The following is a 25,694-nucleotide window of genomic DNA, read 5'->3' on the forward strand; positions in this document are numbered from 1 at the left end:
ACGGCGGCCGCGAGGCCTGAATGGTCATCTGATTACCGGGGGGAATCAGGTGAGCGGGTGGCGGGGATCCTCGGTGCGGATCCGCTTGACGGTGCTGGCGAGCGCGGTGATGGCTCTCCTGTGCGCCGTCGCCGTGCTGCTGGTCCTCGGGATCCTGCACGGCACCGCCGAGCGGTACAAGACCGACGAGATCACCACCACCGCCGTACGCCTCGCCTACCAGGCCAAGCGCGACCGGCTGCCTCCGGTGCTGCTGGACCCGGGCGTGGCCGGCGTGCAGGTGATCGACAACAACGGCCGGATCGTCTCCGTCAGCGACACCCTGACCGGCCGCCCGCGCATGGCCGCGTTCCGGCCGGAGCTGACGACCCCGGAGACGAGCAAGGTGCTGTGCGCCTCCCCGGCGTTCCCGGACCGGTGCATGGTCGTCGTCGCGTTCCGCTTCCACAACACCGGGGGCCTGTGGACGATCTACGCGGCCGACGACACCGTGCCGTGGTACGTCAGCGGCCCGCTGCTGGCGGCGCTGCTCGGCGGCTCGCTCCTGCTGGTCGGGCTCACCGTGCTCGGCACGTACCAGACCGTGCGCAAGGCGCTCGGCCCGGTGGAGGCGATCACGGGCAAGCTCGCCCGGATCACCGCGACCGACCTGAGCCAGCGCGTGCCGGTGCCGAAGTATCACGACGAGATACGGCGGCTCGCCGAGACCGCCAACCAGACCCTGGACCGGGCGGAGATGGCCGTCGAGCGGCAGCGGCGCTTCGCCTCCGACGCCTCCCACGACCTGCGCAGTCCGCTGACCGCGATGCGCACGGAGATCGAGGAGGCGTTGCTGCACAGCGAGGACGCCGACTGGCCGGCCACCGGGCGCGCCCTGCTGAGCAGTTGCGACCGCCTGCAGGCGCTCGTGACCGACCTGCTCCAGCTCGCCCGGCTCGACGCAGGCGCGCCGCCCCGCCGCGAGCCCGCCGACCTCGGCGGCCTCGCCGCCCGTGAGCTCGACCGCAGGTCGCGCAAGGTGGAGGTGGTGCGGCACCTGGCGCCCGGCGTGATCGTCGTCGGCGATCGGCTGGCCCTGGCGCGCCTGCTCAACAACCTCCTCGACAACGGCGAGCGGCACGCGGTGTCCAGGCTCACGGTGACCGTGCGGCGGGAGGACGGCAAGGGCGTGCTGGAGGTGCTCGACGACGGCGCCGGGATCCCGCCCGACAAGCGGGAACTGGTCTTCCAGCGCTTCACCCGGCTCGACGCCGCCCGGTCGAAGGACGCCGGCGGCACCGGGCTCGGGCTGTCCATCGCCCGCCAGATCGCCCAGGCGCACGGGGGGACGCTCACGATCGAGGACAGCGACCGGGGCGCCCGCTTCGTGCTGCGGCTCCCGCTCGCGCCCGCCCGGTGACGGTTCAGTCCTCCTCGGGTACGACGATCACGGTGGGCGCCGGGACGCGCAGAGCCTCGGCGACCGCCTCCTCAAGCTCCCCCGGCGTCTTGACGGCACGGCCCCGGGCTCCGTACGCGGCGGCCAGGGCGGGGAAGTCGGGCGCGTGCAGGTCCACGGCGACCGGCCGCATGCCCCGCTCCCGCATCTCCTCGCGGATCTCCCCGAAGCCGCCGTTCGCGGAGACGACGATCGGCAGGCTCAGCTCCAGCTCCACCGCCGTGGCCAGCTCCTGGAGGCTGAACTGGAAGGCCCCGTCGCCGGCCAGCGCCACCACGGGGAGGTCGGGCCGCCCGAGCTTGGCGCCTATGGCGGCCGGCAACGCGAAGCCCAGCGTGCCGAACCCGGTGGGGAACAGGAACCGCCCGGGCGGGTCCATCGGCATGCCGACGAGCGCCCCGTGGTAGACGAACATCGAGTTGTCGCCCACCACGACGGTCTCCGGCGGCAGGGCCCGGCGCAGAGCCGCGAGCTGGCCCGACCACCTGCGGGTGAGCTCGTCGAGCTCCGCCTTGTGGCCCACGCCGGGATCCGGCTCCCGGCGCGGCAACGGCACGGCGCCCTTCCGGTCGAGCCGTTCCGCCAGCCCGCGCATGGCGAGCTCCGCGTCCGCGACGATCGCCACGTCGGCCACGTGGTCGCCGTGCATCTGCCCCGGGTCGATGTCGATGCGCACGAGGCGGCCGGACAGGACGAAGGCGTCGTCCCACAGGTCGGCCGGGCCGAGCTCGGTGCCGACGGCCAGCACGACGTCGCACGCGGCGAGCCACCGGCGTACGGCCGCCAGGTGCAGCGTGGTGCCGAGCGCCAGCGGGTGGCTCTCCGGCACCGCGCCCTTGCCGTTGACCGTGGTCACGACCCTCGCGCCGAGCCGTTCCGCCAGGCGCATCGCCAGACGCCCCACCGGCGGCTCGTCGTCCGGGCTCCCTCCATCCGGGCGCCGCCCGCCGGGGCCCCGCTCGCCTGGACACTGGGCGCCGCCGCCGAGCACGAGACCCGGTCGGCGCGCCGTGCGCAGCAGCCCGGCCGCCGCGTCGAGGGCCCGTGGGTCGGGCTCACGGCGCGTGATCCGGTACGGCGGGACGATCTTCACCTGGCCCTTCAGGTCGAGCAGGTCGAAGGGGATCTCGATGTGGACCGGCCGGGGGCGTCCCTCGGCGAACCGCCCGAAGGCGCGGGCGACCGCGGCGGGGATCTCCCGCACGGTCGTCACCCGGTGGCTCCAGGCGCACAGCGCGTCGATCGCCCGCGACTGGTCCCTGCTCTCGTGCAGGTAGCCGCGGCCGTCGCGGGGATGGGCGGTGGGAACGCCCGGTGAGACGAGCAGGACCGGGGAGGAGTCGGAGTACGCCTGCCCGAGGGCCGTGGCCGCGTTGACCACACCGGGACCGGTGGTGGTGACGACGACGCCGGGCCTGCCGGTCACTCTGGCGTATCCGTCGGCGGCGTATCCCGCGCCCTGCTCGTGCCGGGGCGTCACGCATCGCACGCCCGCCCGGTCGAGCTCCTCGTAGATCGCGAGGTTATGGGTGCCCGGAATACCGAAAATCGTGTCGACGCCGTGCAGGCGCAGCGCCTCGACCAGGGCGCGCGCCCCCGTGGGCGTCGTGATCGTCCCCGCCGGGGGGATCGGGTCATGGCCGTCCACGTATCACTTCCCGGGATAGCGGAGGGGTTTCCCTTGGGTTTCCCAAATGGTTTCCCCTTCCACGCATCGCCCTACCGTTCCGCGTGCCGCCTTTTTCCTCCGGCTAACGAAAACGGGGCCGGGAACGCGATCCGACCTCGTGTTCGTCCCATCCGTACGTCAGAACATTCTCAATGGACTTCACGGCTTGGCGCACCATCCGGTCCATCGCCTCGACGGTGTGGGAGGCGATATGCCCGGTGACCAGGAGGCGTTCGGGGAAATCCCGCCGCAATTCGATCGCCTCCTTGCATTCCGGGCCGTAGAAGCCGTCGAAGACCGCCATGCTGACGCGGCCCTTCTCCAGGCCGGTGTAAAGGGCGCCGGGACTGACGATGGCCGGGCGGGCCGTGTTGACGAGGATCGCACCCTCCGGCATCCGGCCGATCACCGACGAGTCGACCATCGACCTGGTCTCGCCGGTCTCCGGCACCATGACCACGAGGATGTCGCTGCCCGCGGCCAGGTCGAGCAGGGGCAGGTAGGAGATGCCGAGGTCCCGCTCGGCGTCCGGCCTGCGGGTGCGACTGTAGTAGGACACGCGGACGCCGAAGCCCCGGCGCAGGATCTCCGCGATCCGCCGGCCGTTCGCGCCCATGCCGATGATGCCGACGCTGCGGGCGGCGAGCTCGTGGGGCAGTTCGTCGGAGCCCTGCCAGCCGGGGACCCGGGCGCCCAGATGCCGGGGGATGCCCAGGTTGGCGTTGACGATCTGCGCGACCGTGAACGTCGCGACCGCGTCGGTGGCCGCCCCCGGCGTGCTCGTGACGGCGATGCCGAGCCGGTCGGCCGCCGCGGCGTCGACGAAGTTCTCGTAGCCCACCCCGAGGAAGGCCACGACCTTCAGCGTCTTGCGCGCCTCGCGCAGCACCCGCGCGCTCGCCCGCTCCTCACCGCCGTGCAGATAGGCGACCGCTCCCCGCAGCTCGCGCACCAGCTGGTCCTCGGTCAGCGACGACGCGAGCCGCCGTACGGTGAGCCCCTGCCGGGCGAGCGGCTCCAGCAGCGCCATGTCGATGCCCGCCCCGGTCACCAGGACCGTCCCACCCTTGGGGGCCGCTCCGGCCGCCGGCCACGGCTGCACGGGACGATAGTCCGTTATATCCCTTGGAGCCGCGGTTTGGGACATTTCAAATATCTCTCAGACTTAGGACATATATGTCTGTTTTTCTCTGTGGTATCTCTCCAATCACAACAACCAGGCGGTGCACGAAATACCACGGATGGTCCAGGCGACGGAGCTGGAATCCAATGGTATAAGGGTTGTGGTGGTTCCGTCTCCACCTGAGTCGGAAAAGGAAACCCCTAGGGAGGGTCTGGGGACCCCGGCCTCGGTCCCGCCCGGCCACACGAGCGTGCCTTTCTTCGCGACGGCAGCACGGAGAGGGCACGGAAGACGGCGCAGCGCAGTGAAGAGGGCGCAGCGCAGAGAGGGCCCAAATGAAACTCCAGCCGCGACAGCAGCTCCTGGAGCTGTGGGAGGCGGCCGCGCGCGCCTCCTACCGGGACGGCGTCTGGGCGTGGGGCGGCCGGGACGGGTCGAACTCCATCTCCGACGCGGAGCAGCTTCTCTGCTTCATGTATCCGGCCTCGGAACTGCCGGGATTCCGCCTGGACACGCCGGACGAGACGGCCGACGACGTGCTGGCCGCGCTGTCCGTCCTCGGCGACTCCGTGGAGATCCCCAAGCTCCTGCTCAAGGTCATCGGGCAGTACCTGCGCACGTACACCGCCGACGACGGCCGCCCGCTGTTCTCCGGAGGCAGCTACTTCCGCTCGGTGGACGACGAGACGAAGGTCACGCCCGAGCAGCTCCAGCTCGACGTGGTCGACTCCTTCTCCATGTCGGTCACGCTCGCGCTCGGCACACTCGGCTTCCTGAAGGTCTTCCGCCAGAGCGTGCGGCGCGAGTCCATCCGCCGCGAGATCCGCGAGCTGGAGGACCTGGCCAGCAAACGGCTGTCGGCCGCGATGGCGGGCCTGCTGCGCAGCTTCACGGTCAACGCGTTCGACCCCGGCTCCACGGCGGGCCGCGCGCTGCTGCGCACGGTGAACCAGACCGGCGCACCCGACCGCCGCGTGCTCGACGACCTGCGGCGCGAGCTGCGGCCGGTACGGGCCGGCCTGCGCGACCTGACGATCGGCTCGGGCAGCCAGGTGGACCTCGACAACGAGAACCTGCTGTTCGAGTGCGGCTGGACGTGGGGCATCGTGAAGGACGCCCCCGACATCGTGACGCCGCTCGACATCGGCCCCCAGCCCAAGGGCGTGGCCGCCGACACGCCGTTCCTGTACTTCACCGTCAACGCCCTCGTCGGCATCGCCGACCTGTTCTCCGCCCGCACCCGCGTCCTGAGCCTGCTCAACGACGACCAGATCACCCTCGCCCAGGCGATCCAGCGCCGCTGGGACCTCACCCAGTCCTACTGGCGCACCATCGCGACGTACGGACGGGGCACCTGGCCGCTGGAGGACATCCCCTGGCGGACGGTCGACGAGAAGGAGTCGGACTACTACAGCCTCGGCGTCACCGCCATGGTGGTGCAGAGCCTGGTCAACAACCGGGCGGCCGACGTGGACCTCGGCCGGGTCGCCGCCGTGCTGGAGGAGCTGGCCGTCCGCGCCAGGATCATCCGCAGGGCGGTGCCGGGCGACCCGCCCGTGCTGATGCACTCCCCCGGCGTCCCGATCAACCTGCACGGCAGCGACGTGCTCGGCCCCCACCTGGTGTGGGTCGTCTCCGACTTCGCCATCACGCTGCTCAAACGGACCATCTGGGCCGCCTCCATCGCGCAGAACACGCGGATGCGCGAGCGGCTGCTCGCCCTCGCCGACCAGATCTGGCGGCACATCATGCTGCGCCGCCACACGGACGGCCCGGCCGCCGGCCTGTGGGACCAGCCGGGCAACGTATTCAGCGACATCCAGGTGCGCGACGAGGAGCCGTCCTGGTACTTCAGCGAGCGGGTCGTCGAGTTCCTCGTCTCCGCGGCGACGTCCAGCGGGGAGCCGCCGCTGCGCAGCCCCCAGCTCGTGGAGCTGGCCCTCCAGATGCTCGGGGAGGCCGAGCACCTGCTGGACCAGGAGCTGGTCACCCGGCCTCTGGTGGGCGGGCAGACGATCCAGCCCAAGCTGCGCTCGATCCAGGCGTCGCTGCAGCGGGCCAGGGCGATCGTCAGCGACCGGCCCGCCACCGCCCAGGCGCTGATCAACGACGCCCTGCTCGGCCTCGAACGGCTGGCCGCCGCCCGCGACAGCGCGTCGGAGGCGATCTAGGTGCTCGTCTTCGCGATCTCGGACAAGGGCGGGACCGGGCGCTCGGTCACCGGAACCAACATCGTGTACCGGCACGCCCTGCAGGGCAACGACGTCTGCTACCTGGACTTCGACTTCGGCTCGCCGACCGCCGGGGCGATCTTCAGCGTCAGCGCGGTGGCCCGCGGCACCCCGGAGAACGGCCTGCACGAATACCTGCGGGGCGAGTGCCCGCAGCCGCGGCGGGTGGACGTGTGGGCCGAGTCCGACCGCGAGGGGCTGCGCACCCGCCCGCCCGGCGCCGGGCGGCTCGTGCTGCTGCCGGGCAGTGAGGGCGGCGGCGAGCTGTCGGCCCTCACCGACGAGATCGTCGGCCGCTGCGTCCAGCTGTTCGGGCGGCTGGAGGAGGAGTTCGACCTGTGCATGATCGACGTCAGCGCCGGCCGGTCGTTCACCGCCGAGCTGGTCCTGGCGGCGACCGTGCGGATGCCCGCGGTCCCGTTCCGCTGGCTGGTCTTCCACCGCTGGACGCGCCAGCACATCATCGCGGCCGACGGGCTCGTCGCCGGCGCCGACGGGCTGCTCGACGTCGGCAGCAGGTTCGGTCACGACCGGGAGGACCTGCGCGACCGCATCCGCTTCGTGCGCACGGCCGTGCTCGAACCGGACGCGGCGGAGCTCGTCGGGCTGCGCGACGAGCAGCGGGCCTGGCTGAGCGCGTGCGACAGCGAGCTGCGCGAGCTGGCCGGCCGCCACGGCGTCGGCCGTACGGCCATGCTCGGCAAGATCCCCCTGGACCCGGTCCTCCAGTGGCGCGAGCAGCTCATCACCGACGAGGACGTGCTCGCCAGCAAGATCGCCAACGCGGAGACCGCCGCCGCGTTCGACGAGCTCGCCAAGAAGATCGTCGACGACAGCGCGTGGGAGGGCCTGTGACGCCGGTGCACGCGACGTTCGGCGAGGTGGCGGCCGAGCGCAGGATCGCCTCCGTCCCCCTCTCCCATGTGTCCGTCGAGCTCGGGCACCTCTACATGGAGGACTTCGAGGCGGGCCCGGACCGGCTGCGCGAGCAGTTCCGCAGGGTCGCGCCGTGGCTCGCCACGGTCCGCTCGTTATGGCGGGAGCGGGTGCCCGGGGGCCGTGCCCGGGTGAGCACCTGCTTTCTGGTGGACGACTACTTCAGCCGCTTCAGCACCCCCGCAGAGCTGGTCCCGATGGTCCTGGAGGCGGCGGCGGAGCACGACCTGTCCATCGACTACCTGGCCCGCGAGTCGGCCTGCGCCCAGTCGGGCGGTGTCGAGCTGGCCCGGCTCGTGGAGGACCGGCTCGTCGACGACCCGCCGCCGGAGACCGACGGGTCGCGCCCGCCCGTGAAGGAGACGGGCTGGCTGTGCAACGGCTCCCGCTCGCCCCGCACCGCGCCGCTGCAGGCGATGGGCAAGGCCCGGCCGTGGGAGCCTCCCGCCCAGAACGCCAAGCGCGGCCACTCGATCTTCGTGGACGTCGAGCTGTGGGACGAGAAGGGGCCGCGGCGCACCTGGTCGTGCCCCTTCCTCGCGGCCGTCTGGCAGCTCCTGCGGCTGGGGCTGCTGCGCAGCGAGGGCCGGGTGCCGCTCCCGCCGGTGGCCCTGGACGGCGGCTGGCCCCGCGACTGGGACGGACTGCCCGCGGTCGTCCGGCTCAACCCCCAGGCCGCGCCGTTCAGCGCGTACACCACGCTGTCCGTCCTCTCTCCCCGGTTCCTGCCCGTCGAGCTGGCCGTACGGACGATCCTGAGCCAGGTCGCGGTGGACGACGAGGTCCTGCGGCAGGTCGCCACCCGGAGCGAGAGCGAGGGCGTCCGGCTCGAAGAGGAGCTCGTCGACCGCATCTCCTACGTCTTCGTCTGAGGGGCCCGATGCTGGTGATCGGGGAAGTCCACACCGGGCTGCTGCAGAACTCCGGGGAGATCTCCGAGTCGACGTGCCGTCAGGTGCTGGGGCTCATGGCCGGGGAGAGCGTGCGGGTCTCCCGCCGTCCCATCGTCCACGCGCTGTCGCCCGAGCGGCTGACCGGGGTGGACTGCGCGCTGCCCGCCGCCTCCCGCTCCCGGATCAGGGGCGTCGGCACGGTCGTGTCCCGCTGCGCGGTGACCGGGGGCCGGGTGGCCCAGGGGTCGTCATACGTCCGGGTGGTGCGCTCGGAGACCGACCGGAGGCTGCCCTGGTCGCACTACCTGTCCCGGCCCGGGGTCGTGGAGGTCCTGGGGAAGGCGAAGGCGGCCGACCTCGCCGAAGGGTTCACCGGCGACCCCGCGCCCGGCTGTCTCGATCTGGGCGCCGTCAGCGGCCGGTTCCTCGACCTCGTCCAGGCGTCCCCGCTGCTGGATCGGCGGGCGCCCTTCAAGATCCCGCGGACGAGCCTGCGGTGGGTGGCGGAGACCGGCGAGCCGTCGATCCGGTTCACCCTGCACACCGAGCAGGAGCGGACGCTGCGCCTGACGCATCCCGGCCCGTTCACCCCCGCCGTGGTCGACCTGTGCGAGGATCTGGCGACGCACGACTGGCTGCTGACGTCGCTGCTGGTCATCGTCGAGCGGGCGCGGATCGGAGCGACGCCGGGGGCCCAGGCGGTGGCCCGCCTGGCACCCGCCATCGACCACCTCATGCACCTGTGGATGCCCGCCGCCCGGGTCGAGGAGTGGCTGACGCCGTTCTGGGAGAGCCTGGAGCGGCGGCCGGGGTTCACCCGGCAGTGGCGTTCCCTGGTCGACCGGGTCCGCGACCAGGTCGCGATGAACACCCTCGCACTGCTCAGCGCGACCGCCGAAGCCGGACGGAGATGACCGTGACCGGAGCAGCACCCGAGCCCTCCCCGTCGCTCGTCCCTAGGATCGTGCGCAAGGTCCTCGTGACGGTGCTCGTGGGCGGCGTGAGCTATCTCGTGAGCAACGCGCTCATCCACGGACCGAACGAGGACCTGTGGAGCCTGCTGCTCGCGACGTTCATCAGCGGCGTCGCCTTCGTCGTGCAGTTCCTCGCCGACGTGGACGACCAGCTCGAGACCGTGCTGCAGGAGCAGCGCAGGCAGCACACGAAGACCCACAACCTGGTGGCCGACAGCTTCTCCAAGATCAACGAGGCGAGCAAACTGTTCGGCGTCGTGGAGATGTCCGCGCTGGAGACCAGGGGTGTGGCCGAGCTGGTGCAGAACGCCGCCAAGATCCGCGACGACATGCCCGACCTCGTCAAGAGCCTGGTGCACCACGAGGTCACCCGGATGGCGAAGTTCCTCGGCGAGCTGGCCGACGGCAGGTACGCGCTGTACGAGGGCGAGGACCGCGACTGGCTGCTCGCGCTCGCGCGCAACGCCCGGGTCAGTCTCGACGCGGTGAGCCTGACCAGCGTGGACGCCCGCGACACCGAGTTCGAGGGCGGCTTCTGGCACACCGACCTCGGGCAGCGCTACGTCAAGCTCCAGCGCGACCTCGTCCAGCGCGGGGCGCGGGTGCGCCGGGTGTTCGTGGTGGACCGTTCCGAGCGGCTCGACTCCGAGGCGTTCCGCCGGGTGTGGAAGTGGCAGACCACGGTCGGGATCGAGGTGCGCACGCTCCTCCTCACCGACGCGCCGCCCCTGCTGCGCGGGTCGCTGTCGGACTTCATCCTGTTCGACGGGGTCGTCTACTACGAGTCCAACCCCGCCCCGCAGGTCGGCGACGGCATCGCCCCGGTGATCCACAGCACGATCCTCGTCCAGGACCAGGAGAGGGTGCGGGAGCGGGCCGAGCGGTTCAGCGAACTGTGGGAGGCGGCGACACCGGCGGCGTAGGCGGGAGCGGCGCGGGAGGGAAGGGGCGGTCGGGCCGGCAGACGGCGAGCAGTTCCTTCTCCCGGGGGCCGGCGGTCCCGCAGACCAGGGCCGCCACCAGCTCCGCCGTGACGGGGGCGAGCGTGACCCCGAGGCCGCTGTGGCCGGTGGCCGCCACGACCCGGCCGTGGTCGTCCACGTGGCCGAGGATGGGCATGTGGTCGGCGCTGCCCGGCCGCAGTCCGGCCCAGCGCCGGCCGATCGGCCAGGTGGCCGCTCTGGGCATGAGAGCGGCGACGCCCCGCCGGATCTCCTCGACCGCCGCGGCGGTCACCGTCACGTCGCCCACGTTCTCCTCGTACGTGACGCCGACGGCCACCCTGCCGTCGTGGCGCGGGACGAGGTAGGGGTAGTACTCCCGGCCGTCCTGCCTGATCTCCGCGAAGATGTGGTGGCGCAGCGGGTAGGTGACGGCCCCGGGCGGACGGACGTCGAAGGCCACGCCCTTGATGGGGAACAGGTGGGCGCGGTGGCGGGGCAGGAAGACCCCGCTCAGGTGGCCGGCCGCGACGACGGCCTGCTCCGCGGACACCCGGCGGCCGTCGTGGAGGTCCACCTCGACACCGCCCGGCCCGGTCCGCAGGTCGGTGGCGCGCACCGCGTTCAGCACCCGGATCGGCGTACGACCCGACAGCACGGCTCCCGACAGGGCGGCCATGAGCACCCGCGGGTCGAGCGCGAGCTCCTCCGGCAGCAGGAACCCGCCGACGACGCGCTCGCTCAGCAGCGGTTCGAGGCTCCTGGCGTCGGCCGCCGTCAGCCGCTCGACGGCGAACGGCGAGTTCTTCCACTGCGGCAGCACCTTGGACTCCAGGCGCTCCATCTCGGCCTCGTCCAGCGCGACCTGGATGTCGCCGCCGTCCAGCACCGGGACCTCGACGCCGGAGGCGTCGCGGATCTCCTCGAGCCAGTCCGGGTAGATGTCGCGGCTGCTCTTGATGACGCTGCTGAGCGGGCCGAGGCAGGAGGGCTCCGTCTGGGTCAGGATGCCGCCCATCGCGCCGTCTGAGGCGCCGAGCCCGAGGCGCTGCCCGGCGTCCACGAGCACCACGCTCGTACCCCGCGCGGCCAGCCGGTGCGCGATCGCGCAGCCGATCACGCCACCACCGATGATCACGACGTCGCAGGTCTCACGCACGCGGGCTCCCAATTCGCCGTCCCCTCGCTTCGACAGTAGGTGAGGGAGGGCCGTTCAAGAAGGCCACACACGGGTGACCTCGCCGAACTGTACCGCGCGGAAATCTTGCCGGCCGGGAAATCCGCCGAGTCGCGTCGTGGCGGCCCCCTTCCCGAGTTATTGGATGAGTCGTACAATTGCGGCGCCGGAAGGGAGGCCGCATGTCCGCCGCACCGAAGACCACCGCGAGCAGGGAGAAGGACGAGCACGTCGCCGCCCGGAGCGCGTACGAGGCCGTCATCGAACGCCTGTCGAAGGCCTCGGTCGACAAGCACTGGGAGCCGTACGTCGACATCCCCTGGGACGACCCGGAGTTCCACGTGGACCAGGCCGACCCGCGGTGGGAGCTGCCGCCGGCCGACCGGCTGGGCGGCCATCCCTGGTACCGGAGCCGGTCGCCGGAGGTCAGGGCGCGCATCGGGCTCTGGCGGGTCGCGACCGCCATGAAGATCGGGCTGCAGTTCGAGAACCTGCTCAAGCGCGGGCTGCTCAACTACGCCTACCGGCTGCCGAACGGCTCTCCCGAGTTCCGGTACGTCTACCACGAGACGATCGAAGAGGGCCATCACGGGATGATGTTCCAGGAGTTCGTGAACCGCACGAAGCTCCCTATTCGCGGCATGCCCGGGCCGCTCAGCCTGCTCGCCCAGGTGGTGCCGTGGATTCCGCTGATCTCCACCGAGCTGTTCTTCGTCTTCGTGCTGGGCGGCGAGGACCCGATCGACCACGTGCAGCGCACGACGCTCAAGAGCGGGCGCATCCGGCATCCGCTCGAGGAGACCATCATGCGCATCCACGTGGCGGAGGAGGCGCGGCACATCTCCTTCGCCCGTCACTACCTGCGCCGGCGGGTGCCGCGCATGCCGCGCCACCGCCGCTTCGCGCTGAGTGTGCTCACGCCGCTGATCATCGGCCTGATGGCGCGGATCATGCTGTCCCCGCCCGGCTCGATGATCAGGGCGTTCCGGATCCCGGACGACGTCGTGCGCGAGGTCTACGTCGACAACCCCGAGACGGCCGCGCAGACCCGCGACTCGGTGTCCAGGACGAGGGAGCTTTGCGCCGATCTGGGCATGATGAACCCGGTCAGCCGCCGTTTGTGGCGGGCGATGGGCATCTGGGATGAGCCGAAGGCTCAAGCGAGGGGAAACTCGTGAGGAAGACCGCCGTCGTCACGGGCGGGGCATCGGGGATCGGGCGGGCCGTCGCCGCCGAGCTCGTACGGCGCGGCGTCCACGTCACGATCGCCGACGTCCGGGGGACCGAGGACGCCGCCAAGGACCTCGGCTGCGCGGGCGTCGTGTGCGACGTCTCCGACGCGGAGGCGGTGCGGGAACTGGTCACCGGTGTGGCGGCCGAGCACGGGCGGCTCGACTTCCTGTTCAACAACGCCGGAATCGCGGTGGGCGGCCGTGCCGAGGAGTTCACGCTCGACCACTGGAACCGGACCATCGACGTGAACCTCCGCGGGGTGGTCCACGGGGTGCACGCGGCGTACCCGCTCATGATCGAGCAGGGCTACGGGCACATCGTCAACACCGCGTCGCTGGCCGGGCTGACCCCCGCACCCATGATGCTGCCGTACACGGCGACCAAGCACGCCGTCGTCGGGCTGTCGCTCGCGCTGCGGGCCGAGGCGGCGGCGCACGGCGTGAGGGTCAGCGTGGTCTGCCCCGGGTTCACCGACACCCCGCTGCTGGACAACGCCAACCCCGGGCTCCCGCAGACCGAGATCGGCCTGCGCGCCCGCACGACGGCCGTGCGGGCCCAGGGCCGCCTGTATCCCGTGGAGTCGCTCGCCCGCGACGTGCTGCGCGGCGTGGCCAGGAACCAGGCGCTCATCGTCGCGCCCGCGTCCGCCCGCGCCACCTGGCGGGCCGTACGGCTCTCGCCCGCCCTGGCGGTGCGGGCGGCAGGCTCCGCCTTCCGCCGCATCGTCCAGTGAGTCACGGGCTGAGCGGCAGGTACTCGAACCAGTCGAACGCGGCCACGTTGGAGCTCGGGCGGCCGTTGGAGCTGGCGTACATGCCGACGTAGGCCCCGGTGAAGCCGCCGGCCACGGCGCTGCTGAGGATCCTGCCGTCGACCGGGTCGCCGAGGTCGGTCCACTCCCCCGGCGCCACGGCGTACCTGGCCTGGTAGGCCTGCCCGCGCGCCTCCACTCCGAGATACAGCCGCCGCTGGCCGGGCACCCGTACGGAGGCGAGCAGGTCGTCCCAGCCCGCCCTCCTGCGGACGAGTTCGAGGCCGCGCGCGGTCCGCACGAGCAGCACGTGGTGGTCGTCGTTCTGCACCAGGGCGAGACCGGCGCACTCCCCGGCCGCGGGCGTGAAGTCGAGCGCGGCGTGGACGGCGAAGTCCATGTGCTGCTGTCTGCGGGCGACCAGGCTCGGGTTGACCCGCTGGGCCAGCGTCTCCGGCCGCAGCCGCAGCCGCAGGCGGCTGTCGCCCAGGCTCCAGTAGGGCGTGCGCGGGGTGCGCAGGTGGTTCCAGACGGGCGAGAGCCGGTCGGCGTCGAAGTGGTCGCAGGCGGGGACGGCGGGCCAGCGGTGCTCGGGCAGCGCCGGCCCCGCGGCCACGGACCCGACCTGCTCGGCGACCGGCCAGCCGTCCTCCCAGGAGACCCGGGTGAGGAACGTCTCCCTGCCCAGGTTGTCGCCTCTCACGTTGCCGGCGCCGAGGTCGCCCGGGGTGCCGTACGGGCGGGTGGCCAGCAGCACCATCCACCACTCGCCGTCCTGGGTCTCCACCAGGTCGGCGTGGCCCGTGCAGGCGATGGGGTGGCCGAGACCGAGATGCCGGTGGGTGAGGATCGGGTTGCGCGGGTTCGGCTCGTACGGCCCGGTGACGTGGTCGGCTCTGGCGACCACGACCGCGTGGTCGTACGACGTGCCGCCCTCCGAGGTCAGCAGGTAGTACCTGCCGCCGATCTTGTACAGGTGCGGGCCCTCGGACCACACGGCGCCCCGCTGTGCGGCCTCCCAGACGACCCGCTCCTCGCCGCGCGGCTCCAGTGTGGACGGGTCGAGCTCCAGGAGGTAGACCTCGGTCTCGCCGGGATAGCGGGGCGCGTCCTTCTCCCTGGTGCCGGTGAGCCAGACCCGGCCGTCGTCGAACAGCAGCGAGGGGTCGATGCCGCGGGTTCCCGGCAGCCATCGGGGTTCGCTCCAGGGGCCCGCGGGGTCGGTGGCGGTGACGACGAAGTTGCCCCGCCCGTCCACCAGCGTGGTGATCACGTGGAAGACGCCGTCGTGGTGGCGGATGGTGGCGGCGTAGACGCCGCCCGAGGGCCGCATGCCGTCCAGGTCGAGCTGGGACGGGCGGTCGAGCACGTGGCCGAGCTGCCGCCAGTTGACCAGGTCGCGGCTGTGGAAGATCGGCACACCGGGGAACCACTCGAAGCTGGAGGTCACCAGGTAGTAGTCCTCGCCCACCCGGCAGACCGATGGATCGGGGTGGAACCCGGGGATGACCGGGTTCCGGTACTCCCAGCCGTCGACTCCGTCGATCATTCGTCCCTTCCTCGAACGTGACGGGCCCGGTTCCCCAGGTGGGGAACCGGGCCGTCCGGCACGGACACGCGGCGCGCCTTCAAAGCGTGGGGCTTTCCAGCGCAGAGCCTTCCAGTGCGGGGCCTCCCTGCGCCAGGCCCCTGCACTGTCTGTCCTCTCCGCTGGGCCCCTTCGCCGGACCCGGTGCCGGAGCTCAGTGCCAGGAACTCAGTGGCGCAGTTGGAGCACGCCCCAGTGGCTCGTGTCCCGGTATCCCTGCCCGGTGGCGTCGTTCCAGGTCACCGCGCTGGTCCTGGCGGCCCCCGTGGCGTCGTTGACCTGGACGTCGAAGCCGAGCAGCGTGCCGTCCCGCAGCGTGATCGTGGGCAGCTTGACGGCGGCCTCGACCACGTAGCCGCCGGGGACGACCTTGGCGGCGGCCGTCAGGTTGCCCGCGATGGCGGCGGGGTCGAGCGGACCTCCGGCCGACGTCCTCCCGGAGAAGCTGATCCGATACTGGCCGTCGTCGTCGCCGTAGCCCCTGGTCTTGCCGTTGCCGGGGTCGACGAAGAACTCGACGGAGTCCTGCTCCCACGGGTTGGCCGACTGCTCGCTGAGCGTGGGGTCGGCGACCTGCGCCAGCAGGTACAGCGTGTCGCCGCTCCACATGGCCCGGGCCCGCGCGGTCGCCCCCGACGTGCCCTGGATCCAGGTGGCGGTGCGGATCTCCGGCGCCGCCGCCCAGGCCCGGTCGACGGTGCCGTCGACCACCGGCCGGCGGCCCGGCGCGGTGGCCAGCTTCACCGCGGGCGTGGCGGTGACCTTCCCGGTCCAGGAGGTCTGCGAGCCGCCGGAGGCGTCGGCGACCGCCACGGTGACGTCGGTCCCGATCGGGAGCCGCGCCTCCACCCGGTAGCCGCCGGCCGTCTTCCTCACGGCCGCGTCGACGCCGCGCGGGTGGCCGCCGTCGCGCCGGACGGCGTACGGCGTGCCGCCCACGGTGAACGTGACCCGGTCGCCCCGGTCGTCGCTCGGGTCGCGCACCTCGGCCAGGACGTACAGCCACCTGGCCGAGGAGCGGGCCTGGAACCCGGCGGACACGTCGCCGACGCGGGCGATCGGGGCGTCGGGCAGCAGGTCCCATTCGAGGTCGCGACCGCCGTCCACCTTCGGCGTCGCAGCGGGGGCCTCCAGTCTGCGCACCAGCGGCGGCAGCTTCGCCGGGTCCACGACGCCCCAGTACGCCGGCTTGGCCTGGAGCTCGTCGTCGAAGAGCAGCGGGGCGTTCAGCCGGGTGATCGGGAAGGTCGACAGCCAGGTGGCGTCGTCGGCCAGGCCCCACACGGTGACCGAGCTGATCTGCGCCTTGTGCCTGCGGAAGACGTCGAACAGCTCCTTGTAGCGGTAGCCCTGCTCGGCGAGCACCTCGGCCGGCACCTCGTCGTAGGTGGAGACGAAGTCGGGGTAGACGCTCACGTCCAGCTCGGTGATCTGCTGGTCCACCCCGAGCGTGGCGAACCGCTCGATGGTGGCCTCGACCTCGGAAGCCGGTGGCTGCTCGATGTTGAGGTGGAGCTGGTGGCCGACGCCGTCGATCGGCACGCCCTCGGCCCTCAGCTTCTTCACCAGGTCGTACAGCGCCTGCCGCTTGCGCGGGAACTCGGTGTTGTAGTCGTTGATGAACAGCTTGGCGGCCGGGTCGGTCTCGTGCGCGACGCGGAAGGCCGTGCGGATGAAGTCGAGGCCGGTGATCTGGAACCACTTCGACCGGCGCAGGCCGTCGGGCTGGTTCTCGTCCACGACCTCGTTGACCACGTCCCAGACCGCGATCTTGCCCTTGTAGCGGCCGACCAGCGTCTTCACGTGGTTCTCCAGCCGCTTGAGCAGCAGCGCCTTGTCCTCGGGCGAGGAGGTGAGGTCGCGGTCGCCGTCCTTGAACACCCAGTCGGGTGTCTGGCTGTGCCAGGCGAGCGTGTGCCCGCGGAAGGTGAGGCCGTGCTGGACGGCGTAGTTCACCAGGTAGTCGCCCTCGGCGAAGGTGAACTCGCCCTCACGCGGCTCGGTCGCGTCCCACTTCAGGTCGTTGCCGGGGGTGACCCCGCCGAAGTGCTTGAGCAGCAGGTCGCCGTGTTCGCCGAGCGTCTGCGCGCGGGCGACGGCCGCGCCCAGCGTGAACGGCACCTCGTCCTTGAGCGAGGGGATGTCGGTCTGGATCGGCTTGGGCTCGACGTACGTCAGCGTGAAGTCGTCAAGGTAGAACGGGAACGTGCCGGTGTCGGACTCCACGTAGACGCTGAGGAAGTCCACGTCGTACGCGAGCGTGTAGGTGCCGGTGAGCTGCACCCACTGTCCTTCGGGGACGGCCTTCGGCGCGGCCACCCGCTCGTAGCTGGGGGTGCCGTTCGTCCGGCGCTCGATCGACAGGCCGAGACCGCCCGCGCTCGTGTCCGGGCCGAGGCGCACCCAGGCCGACAGGGTGTACTTCGACCCCTTGGCCATCTTGCCGAGCACGCTGATCGCCGGGCCGTCCCAGGAGGCCGAGCGGCCGGTCACCGCGAGGCTGCGGGAGCCGCCGTGCGCGGCCTCCGTGCTCGCCGTCAGGGACGCCGAGGCGCGCGGCGACCAGCCCTGGGCCGTGCCGGTCTCGAAGTCGGTGCTCAGGCCCGAGCGCGCGGGGTCGGTGTCGGAGGTGATGACGATGTCGTCGATGTAGTACTTCGCGGTGGCCTCGGAGCTCTCGGCGTAGAGCTGCAGGCCGGTGGAGTCGGCGCCGAAGGAGTAGGTGCCCGACAGCTCGGCCCAGCCGCCGTCGTTCACGGTGGCGGCGGCCACGCGTTCGTAGGTGGTGTCGCCGCCGTCGGGCGTGCGCTGCACGGTCAGCGCGATCGTGCTCGACGGCTCCCCGCTCACCATCCGGGCGTACGCCGTGACCTGGTACGTGACGCCCTTCTGGAAGGGCGGGCTGATGGACGCCCCGTGCCAGGTGGCGGTGCGGCCGGAGGTGAGCAGGGAGCGCGACCCCGAGTGCGCGGCGTCGGAGGTCGCGCCGACCTCGACCCCGTCGCCTCTGGGCCCCCACCCCTGGGTGGTGCCGTCTTCGAAGTCGTACTTCGCGACCTGCACGGCCGCGGCGCCGGCGGGTGTCGCACTCGCCGCGACCACCGGCAGTCCCGCGAACAGGCACAGGACGGCCGCGGCAGCGGGCCGTACTGCAAGCGAACGCAGGATCGCCGCGGCCGCCCGGGAACGGAGGCTGCGCATCGGGGGGTCTCCTCGTGCCGCGCTAGCGCGCGGCCAGGTTGTCGGCGAGAAGCCGGATCAGGGGCTCGCGCCGGGTGCAGTTGGACAGGGCGAAGGAGTCGGCGAGCGCGAGCAGTTCGTCGTCGTCCAGCCCGCGGAACAGCTCGGCGTACTCGGGGAGCAGCGCCTGGGCGATCAGGATGTGCCGGATGAGGTCGTCGGTCTGGTAGCGGGCGCCCCACGGGTAAGGGTCCCAGGAAGGAAACTCCGTGTCGATCAGCCGGTGCAGCGGCGCGAGCTCGCTCGCCGTCTCCTCCATCGTCGAGCCCCACCGGTCGGCGCCGAGCCGCTTCTTCTTCGCCATGAACGGCCCGAACCGCTCCATGTAGGGCATGCCTCCGCAGACCAGCCCCTGCAGGCCGACGTCCTTGTACGTCCAGATGGACCAGCCGGCCTCGTGCGCGTCGAAGATCTCCAGCTGGTCGCGCAGGATCTGGTAGCGCTGCTCGTCCACGGAGGGGTCGCCGGTGTAGACGGGCCCGAACTCGCCGACCCAGATCGGCGTGCCCGTCTCGCGCTGGAAGGCGGTGCGGCGGGCGAAGGCGCGCTCGAGTTCGTCGCGGTCACACCACTCGCCGCGGGTGTACCCGGGGTACGGCCCGCCGTGCGCGAATCCGGCCAGCGCGTAGTCATGGCAGACGAACACGGTGTTCTCGTAGACCTCACGGAACACCGAGAAGTCGGTCGAGTAGGTGTTCCCGTCGAGGAACAGCACGTGAGCGGGGTCGACGGCGCGCAGCGCCTTGACCAGACGGTCGTAGAAGGGCCCGACCACCTGGCCGCTCGAGTCGGCCGGCTCGTTGATCGGGTTGTAGCCCGCCACCCACGGGTTGTCCCTGTAGTGGTCGGCAATCGCCTCCCAAAGGTGAACCGCCCGGTCCTGGAAGTGCCGGTGCTGCCAGAAGGAGGCGACGTGGGTGGGGTTGTCGGAGTGCCAGTGCTGGTTCTGAGCCCCCGGAAGCGCGTGCAGGTCGATGACGCTGTAGACGCCGCGCTCCCCCAGCAGGTCGACGACCCGGTCGAGGTGGCGGAAACCACGCTCGATGATCTCCATCGGCCGGTCGTCCGCCTCGAAGTGGTGGTAGTTCACCGGGATGCGCACGCAGTTGACGCCCATGTCCCGCAGGAGGTCGGCGTCGGCCTCGGTGAAGAACGAGGTCAGGAAGCGGTCGAAGAACAACTCGTAGCGTTCCTCGCCGAGCACCTCCCGCACCGCCGCGCGCATCGAGGACTCGTCGGCCGGGTAGCCGGTGATGAAGTTCTCCATGTTGAGCCAGCCGCCCAGGCCCACCCCCCGCAGCCTGACCGGGTCGCCTGCCTCGTCTACCAGCCGAGATCCGGACACGCGCAGCAGCGTCATCGATTCTCCTCAATCCTCGGTACCGGCGGCGTGGCCGGAGGGCGACGGCCCCCGCCTCCTCCTCGCTACCCGCTGTTGACGGTCGCGCTGAAAGTTTCGGCTAGTATCCGAATGTTTCGTGGTCCGGAGGATAAGTAAAGCTGAGGTTGAGCGTCAAGGGCGCTCGCGGCTTGATCACGGCCGTCTGGCGTCTCATCAGGAGGAACCGGTTCAGGTCTCCCGAAACTTTCGGCTACGATCTGCTTCATGCCAGTGAAGAGGCGGGTGACCATCGCCCAGATAGCGGAGGAGGCCGGAGTCTCCGTTCCGACCGTGTCCAAGGTGATCAACGGCCGTCCCGAGGTGGCGCCGGAGACCCGTCAGCGGGTGGAGCGCCTCCTGCAGAAGCACGGATACCAGCGCAGGACGGGGCAGGGCGACGGCCCGGTCGGTTTACTGGACCTGGTTTTCGCCGAGATCGAGAGCCCGTGGGCCATGGAGCTGGTGCGCGGGGCCGAGCAGGCGGCGCACGAGGCCGCCGCGAGCGTGGTGATCTCCGTGCTGCACACCCACGCGGGCCCCGGCCGTGACTGGCTGGAGCGCATCGCGGCGCGGCGCACGGACGGTGTGATCATCGTCAGCTCCCGGCTCTCGGTGCGGCAGCAGGGCCAGCTCAGCGCCCGCTCGATCCCGTTCGTCGTCGTCGATCCCGAGGGCGAGCCGCCGCCCGGCGTGGCGTCGGTCGGCGCGACCAACTGGCACGGCGGCCTCGCGGCCACGCGCCACCTTCTCGACCTCGGCCACACCCGGATCGGCATGATCGGCGGCCCGCCCGACATGCTGTGCAGCCGGGCCAGGATCGACGGCTACCGCGCCGCGCTGGAGACGGCCGGGGTGTCCATCGACCCGGAGCTCATCCGGTACGGCGACTTCCTCGTCAACTCGGGCCACGACGCCGGGCACGCGCTGCTCTCGCTCGACAACCCTCCGACCGCCATCTTCGCCGGCAGCGACATGCAGGCGTTCGGCGTGTTCGAGGCGGCCCGGCAGCGGGGCCTGCGGGTGCCCGAGGACCTCAGCGTGGTCGGCTTCGACGACCTGCCGCTGTCCCGGTCCGCGTGGCCGCCGCTGACCACCGTGCGCCAGCCCCTGGAGGAGATGGCCGCGCTGGCCGCGCGGATGGTGCTGGCCATGGGCCGGGGCGAGAACACCGAGGCCCGCCGCGTCGAGCTGTCCACCGACCTCGTGGTCCGGGAGAGCACCGCACGGCCCCGGTGAAACCGGGACCGATCCCATGATCGTCCAAAATGGGAGCGCATGGACGAATGGGGGCGGGATGACCGACGAACACGCTAAGGTTTCTGCGGATATCGCCGGGTTCGCGGGACGGGGCTGACGGTTGCGGAGTTCGCGTGGAGCGGCCGTCACGGCATTCGCCGCGGCGCTCGTGCTTCTGGGAGGTTCCGGGTCGGCGGCCCTCGCGGCGCCGGTCCGCGACGGGGCCGGGACGGTACGGGCCGGAACAACGTGGTCCGGGACGGTGCCGGCCGGGACAGCATGGTCCGGGACGGTGCCGGGCGCGGGGCACGCGGTGACCGGCCCGGCGTCGGCGGTTTCCCGCGAGCGGGCGGCCGAGGCGGCGGAAGGGTCCGTCGAGGAGCACCCGTGCCCGGTCGCCGTGCCGTCCGGCACGACCTGCGGCTACCTCCTCGCCCCCGAGCGGCGTGACGTCCCCAACAGCAGGACGATCAAGGTCGGCTACGCGGTGCACCGGGCGTCACAGGCCTCGGGGCGGGCGGCCGACCCGGTCGTCTACATGAGCGGCGGGCCGGGATCGGCCTCGCTCCAGCTCACCGGGTTCCTCAGCCAGATGTTCCCCGGCCGCGACGTGGTCGTGCTCGAACAGCGCGGCGGGCGCTACTCCGAACCCAGGCTGAGCTGCCCCGAGATCGTCCGCGGGGTCGTGGACACCCTGCGCACGCCCGGGCCCGCGTCGGCCGAGACCACCCCGCTCGCCCGGCAGGCGCTGGCCTGCCAGTCGCGCCTGGAGGCCGAGCACGTCGACCTGCGCGGCTACCGGACCGCCGAGATCGCGGCCGACGTCGTGGACCTGCGGACCGCGCTCGGCTACCCGCGGTGGTACCTGTTCGGCGTCAGCTACTCCACCCGCCCCATGCTGCTGGCGGCGGCGCGCGACCCGCAGGGCACCCGGGGGGTCGTGCTGGACTCCCTGCTTCCCGCGGGTTCCCGCTGGTACGACAAGGCGTCCGCCGCGCTCTCGGCGACGATGACCAAGCTGGGCGTCGCCGCCCGGTTCGACGCCATGGTGAAGGCGCTCGACGCGCACCCAGCGACGTACGAGACCAAGGACCCGCTCACCCACAAGCGGCTGACGGTGCAGCTCAACGGGGACGACGTGGCGACGATCCTCGGCGAGGCGCTGCACGAGACCGACGTGATCCCGATCGTGCCGGCCCTCGTGGACGGGCTGGCCGCCGGGCGCACCGAACTGCTGCAACCCCTGGTCGACGCGGCCGGAGACGGACTGACCTCGCACGAGTGGGGCCTGTACTACGCCGTCCAATGCCAGGACGAGGCGCCGTACAACTCCTTCCCCGGCTCGCGGGGCCCCCGGCTGTTCACCGGGGTCGTCGACGCGGCGGTCTGCGACGCCTGGGGCCTGCCGGCCGCGCGAGCCGACGCCGACCTCCTGACCCCGCACGCGTCGGTCACCCAGACGGCGTCGTCGGAGGGGGCGGCGCCGCCGATGCTGGTCCTCGGCGGCCAGTACGACCCCACCACACCCCCGGAGGCCGCGCGGCAGGCGGTGTCGGCGGTGCCGGGCGCGCGGTTCGCCGAGTTCGCCGGGACCGGGCACGCCGCCTTCTTGTCGAGCGCCTGCAGCCGTCAGATGATCGCCGCGTTCCTCGACGACCCGGCCGCGACGGCCAGCCCGTGCGACCCCGGCGCCGCGCCGTACCCGGTCGTGCGACCGGGCGACCTGCTCCTCACGTCCTCGGTCTACCGGCTGTCCCGGTCGCCGATCCCGCTGGCCGTCCCCGCGGTCTTCCTGCTCGTGTCGGCCGTCCAGCTCGTCGCGGGGCTGGTCTCCCTGGTGCGCAGGCGCGGCGGCGGGCTGAGCGCGCTCGCGGGCCTGGCGGGCGTCGCGCTGGGCGCGCTGTCGGCCCTCAGCCTGTCGGAGATCCGGGACTGGACCACGCTCGCGATCGGGGTGCCGCACGCCCTGGCCTGGTATGGCCTGCTGGCCCTCGTCTCCACCGGGCTGTCGATCGTCGAGGCGTTCCGGCTGAACGCCGCCGCCGCGAAGATCGTCCCCGCCCTGACCGGCCTCGTGCTGCTCGCCTGGCTGTACGGCTGGCTGCTGGCCTGATCAAGCTCGCCTTAAGGGCTGATTAAAAGGAAAGTTTCTTAATAGAAAGCATTGACGCGGCTGTTCCGGCGGCTTACGTTCCGATCAACCCCTGGGGGGTGGGGTGTGGAGGATCGGCACTTCGCCTGTCGGAGGTATGGCTGTGCGCCTGTTGAGATCATCGTTAGCGCGGACCGCTTCCGCGGTCTGCATCGCGTTCGCCGCCGGGGCCGTGGCACTGGCCGCGACCGGCGGCACCGCCGGAGCGGCGGCCGGCGACGAGGCGTGCCGGCCCGACGGGCTCTACCGGACGCCCGGTGTGGAGGTCCCCTACTGCCTGGCCTACGACACCGAGGGCCGGGAGAAGATGGGCGCCGACCACCCCCGCCGCATCATCGGCTACTTCACCGGCTGGCGCGACGGCTCCAACGGCCAGACCCGCTACCTCGCCAGTGACATCCCCTGGGGCAAGGTCACCCACATCAACTACGCGTTCGCCCATGTGGGGCCGGACAACAAGATCTCCGTCGGGTCGAACACGGACAGGAACCCGGCCATCGGCATGACCTGGCCGGGCGTCGCCGGGGCCGAGATGGACCCGGCCTACTCCTACAAGGGCCACTTCAACCTGCTCAACAAGTTCAAGAAGCAGTTCCCCAACACCAAGACGCTCGTCAGCGTCGGCGGCTGGGCCGAGACCGGCGGATACATCGACGACGCCGGCAACCGGCAGGCGAGCGGCGGCTTCTACACGATGACCTCGACCCAGGCAGGCATCGACGCCTTCGCCGACTCGGTCGTGTCCTTCCTGCGCACGTACGGCTTCAACGGCGTGGACATCGACTACGAGTACCCGACGTCGAACAACGACGCGGGCAACCCGCTCGACTGGCCGATCGCCAACGGCAAGCGCGGCACCCTGATGAAGGGCTACGTCGCGCTGATGAAGACGCTGCGCGAGAAGCTGGACCGGGCCTCCGCCGCCGACGGGAAGTACTACATGCTGACCGTCGCCGCGCCCGCGTCCGGCTGGCTGCTGCGCGGCATGGAGACCTACCAGGTCACGCAGTACCTCGACTACGTCAACATCATGTCGTACGACCTGCACGGCGCGTGGAACAAGTACGTCGGCCCCAACGCCTACCTCTTCGACGACGGCAAGGACGGCGAGCTCGCCGCCGCCGGCGTGTACGGGGCCGGGCAGTACGGCGGCATCGGCTACCTCAACACCGACTGGGCCTACCACTACTTCCGCGGGGCGATGCAGCCGGGCCGGATCAACATCGGCCTGCCGTACTACACGCGGGGGTTCAAGAACGTGCAGGGCGGCACGAACGGCCTGTGGGGCACCGCCCCCGCAACCACCTGCCCGGCCGGCTCCGGCCTCACGAGCTGCGGCGACGGCGCGGTCGGCATCGACAACCTGTGGCACGACCTCGACGACAACGGCAAGGAGTCCCCGGCGGGCTCCAACCCGATGTGGCACGCCAAGAACCTCGAGAAGGGCATCCTCGGCGACTACCTGGCCTCCTACGGCGTCACCGACACGTCGCTGACCGGCACCTACGCCCGCTACTACGACTCGACGCTGACCGCCCCCTGGCTGTGGAACTCCACCAAGAAGGTGTTCCTGTCCACCGAGGACGACCAGTCGGTGGCGGCCAAGGCCGACTACGTGATCTCCAGGGGCATCGGCGGCACGATGATCTGGGAACTGGCCGGCGACTACGGCTGGAACTCCGCCAAGGGCCAGTACGAGCCCGGCACCACGCTGACCACGCTCATGTACGACAAGTTCAAGGCCGCCACGCCGTACGGGAACGTACGGGCGACCACCCCGATCCCGGCGCAGAAGCTGGACGTCTCGGTGGAGTTCCGCGACTTCGCCCTGGGCGACAACAACTACCCGATCAACCCGAAGATCCACATCACCAACAACTCGGGCGTGACGCTGCCGGGCGGAACGGAGTTCCAGTTCGACTACGCGACCTCGGCCCCGGGCAACGCGGCCGACCAATCGGGCTTCGGCTCCACGATCATCCGCAGGGACCACACCGCGTCCAACAACGTCGGCGGCCTGAAGGGCGACTACAACCGGGTGTCGCTGAAGCTGCCGAGCTGGCAGGCCCTCGCGCCGGGCGCCTCCGTGGACGTCGCCTTCGTCTACTACCTGCCCACCTCGACCCCCTCGAACTGGACGGTCTCCTTCGGCGGCGCGACGTACGGCATCACGCAGGACCTCGCCAGGGGCGGCGTGACCGCGTCTCCCTCGGCTTCCCCGTCCGGCTCCCCGTCGGCGTCGCCCAGCGCGTCGCCGTCCGCGGGGACGTGCACGGCCCCCGCGTGGTCGTCCACGACCGTCTACACGGGCGGCAACCTCGTCTCGTACGCCGGTCACACCTGGAAGGCGCAGTGGTGGACCCAGGGCGAGACGCCGGGCAACGCCCAGGTGTGGCTGGACCAGGGACCCTGCGCGTCCGCCTCGCCGTCCGCCTCACCCTCGGCCTCGCCGTCCGCGTCTCCCAGCGCTTCCCCCAGCAGGTCTCCCAGCCCGTCCCCCAGCGCATCGCCGTCCGCCTCACCTTCGGCCTCGCCGTCCGCCTCGCCGTCGGTTTCGCCGTCGGCGAGCCCCGGCGGCTACCCCGCCTGGGCGGCCGGCACGGCGTACGCGGCGGGTGACCGGGTGACCTACGGCGGCGCGGTCTACCAGTGCCGGCAGCCGCACACCGCCCTGGCGGGCTGGGAGCCGCCGAACGTCGCCGCCCTCTGGACCAAGCTCTGACCCACCTCC

Annotated in this window: 17 protein-coding genes; 11 read left to right on the top strand and 6 right to left on the bottom strand. The window is 71.7% G+C overall.

Going from position 1 to position 25,694, the window contains the following annotated elements; genetic code table 11:
* The first annotated feature begins 73 nt into the window (after positions 1-73).
* Complete coding sequence (locus tag Msi02_RS07770; protein ID WP_239108211.1) at positions 74-1,399, top strand: HAMP domain-containing sensor histidine kinase; 1,326 nt, start codon at positions 74-76, stop codon at positions 1,397-1,399.
* Positions 1,400-1,403: 4 nt separating this feature from the next.
* Here Msi02_RS07770 and Msi02_RS07775 read toward each other — a convergent pair whose 3' ends face one another.
* Both Msi02_RS07775 and Msi02_RS07780 read right to left on the bottom strand, forming a co-directional pair.
* Entirely contained in the window at positions 1,404-3,086 is a 1,683-nt protein-coding gene (locus Msi02_RS07775) for a thiamine pyrophosphate-binding protein (RefSeq protein ID WP_204047701.1), read from the bottom strand.
* 103 nt (positions 3,087-3,189) lie between these two features.
* Positions 3,190-4,209 (bottom strand): 2-hydroxyacid dehydrogenase, encoded by a 1,020-nt coding sequence (locus Msi02_RS07780; protein WP_204047702.1) that lies wholly within the window; start codon positions 4,207-4,209, stop codon positions 3,190-3,192.
* Between the two features lie 356 nt (positions 4,210-4,565).
* On the opposite strand from Msi02_RS07780, the gene Msi02_RS07785 reads away from it, so the two are divergent.
* From Msi02_RS07785 to Msi02_RS07805, 5 genes are read left to right on the top strand one after another with little or no spacing between them, the layout of a single operon-like run.
* Positions 4,566-6,401, top strand: a complete 1,836-nt coding sequence (locus Msi02_RS07785) for an SCO2524 family protein (RefSeq protein WP_204047703.1) — start codon at positions 4,566-4,568, stop codon at positions 6,399-6,401.
* Positions 6,402-7,316, top strand: a complete 915-nt coding sequence (locus tag Msi02_RS07790) for an SCO2523 family variant P-loop protein (protein ID WP_204047704.1) — start codon at positions 6,402-6,404, stop codon at positions 7,314-7,316.
* Positions 7,313-8,269, top strand: coding sequence for an SCO2522 family protein (locus Msi02_RS07795; protein WP_143737526.1), 957 nt, complete (start codon positions 7,313-7,315; stop codon positions 8,267-8,269). Before Msi02_RS07790 ends, Msi02_RS07795 begins: the two co-directional genes overlap by 4 nt.
* A gap of 8 nt (positions 8,270-8,277) precedes the next feature.
* Positions 8,278-9,204 carry an SCO2521 family protein gene (locus Msi02_RS07800; RefSeq protein ID WP_204047705.1) on the top strand — a complete coding sequence of 309 codons (927 nt, stop codon included), beginning with the start codon at positions 8,278-8,280 and terminating at the stop codon, positions 9,202-9,204.
* 2 nt (positions 9,205-9,206) lie between these two features.
* Positions 9,207-10,187, top strand: a complete 981-nt coding sequence (locus Msi02_RS07805) for a hypothetical protein (protein WP_204047706.1) — start codon at positions 9,207-9,209, stop codon at positions 10,185-10,187.
* On the opposite strand, the gene Msi02_RS07810 is transcribed toward Msi02_RS07805, so the two are convergent.
* Positions 10,150-11,364 carry an NAD(P)/FAD-dependent oxidoreductase gene (locus Msi02_RS07810; RefSeq protein ID WP_204047707.1) on the bottom strand — a complete coding sequence of 405 codons (1,215 nt, stop codon included), beginning with the start codon at positions 11,362-11,364 and terminating at the stop codon, positions 10,150-10,152. The two genes, Msi02_RS07805 and Msi02_RS07810, sit on opposite strands and share 38 nt — an antisense overlap.
* A gap of 200 nt (positions 11,365-11,564) precedes the next feature.
* Between Msi02_RS07810 and Msi02_RS07815 the strand changes: the two genes are divergently transcribed.
* Positions 11,565-12,560, top strand: coding sequence for an AurF N-oxygenase family protein (locus Msi02_RS07815; RefSeq protein ID WP_204047708.1), 996 nt, complete (start codon positions 11,565-11,567; stop codon positions 12,558-12,560).
* Positions 12,557-13,348, top strand: coding sequence for an SDR family NAD(P)-dependent oxidoreductase (locus Msi02_RS07820; RefSeq protein ID WP_204047709.1), 792 nt, complete (start codon positions 12,557-12,559; stop codon positions 13,346-13,348). The genes Msi02_RS07815 and Msi02_RS07820 overlap by 4 nt, the downstream gene beginning before the upstream one ends.
* A 1-nt stretch (position 13,349) precedes the next feature.
* Here Msi02_RS07820 and Msi02_RS07825 read toward each other — a convergent pair whose 3' ends face one another.
* From Msi02_RS07825 to Msi02_RS07835, 3 genes are all read right to left on the bottom strand, one after another.
* Complete coding sequence (locus tag Msi02_RS07825) at positions 13,350-14,915, bottom strand: glycoside hydrolase family 43 protein (RefSeq protein ID WP_204047710.1); 1,566 nt, start codon at positions 14,913-14,915, stop codon at positions 13,350-13,352.
* A gap of 207 nt (positions 14,916-15,122) precedes the next feature.
* Positions 15,123-18,155 carry an endo-1,4-beta-xylanase gene (locus Msi02_RS07830; RefSeq protein WP_204047711.1) on the bottom strand — a complete coding sequence of 1,011 codons (3,033 nt, stop codon included), beginning with the start codon at positions 18,153-18,155 and terminating at the stop codon, positions 15,123-15,125.
* A 22-nt stretch (positions 18,156-18,177) separates the two neighbouring features.
* Entirely contained in the window at positions 18,178-19,554 is a 1,377-nt protein-coding gene (locus tag Msi02_RS07835; RefSeq protein WP_239108212.1) for a glycoside hydrolase family 5 protein, read from the bottom strand.
* Positions 19,555-19,800: 246 nt separating this feature from the next.
* On the opposite strand from Msi02_RS07835, the gene Msi02_RS07840 reads away from it, so the two are divergent.
* The 3 genes from Msi02_RS07840 (at position 19,801) to Msi02_RS07850 (ending at position 25,685) form a co-directional block, all read left to right on the top strand.
* Positions 19,801-20,811, top strand: a complete 1,011-nt coding sequence (locus Msi02_RS07840) for a LacI family DNA-binding transcriptional regulator (protein WP_079316791.1) — start codon at positions 19,801-19,803, stop codon at positions 20,809-20,811.
* A gap of 292 nt (positions 20,812-21,103) precedes the next feature.
* Positions 21,104-22,924 (top strand): alpha/beta hydrolase, encoded by a 1,821-nt coding sequence (locus Msi02_RS07845; protein WP_204047712.1) that lies wholly within the window; start codon positions 21,104-21,106, stop codon positions 22,922-22,924.
* Between the two features lie 142 nt (positions 22,925-23,066).
* Positions 23,067-25,685 carry a chitinase C-terminal domain-containing protein gene (locus Msi02_RS07850; protein ID WP_275414099.1) on the top strand — a complete coding sequence of 873 codons (2,619 nt, stop codon included), beginning with the start codon at positions 23,067-23,069 and terminating at the stop codon, positions 25,683-25,685.
* Positions 25,686-25,694: the final 9 nt, after the last annotated feature.

The organism is Microbispora siamensis (genome assembly GCF_016863095.1).
GTDB classification, from domain to species: domain Bacteria; phylum Actinomycetota; class Actinomycetes; order Streptosporangiales; family Streptosporangiaceae; genus Microbispora; species Microbispora siamensis.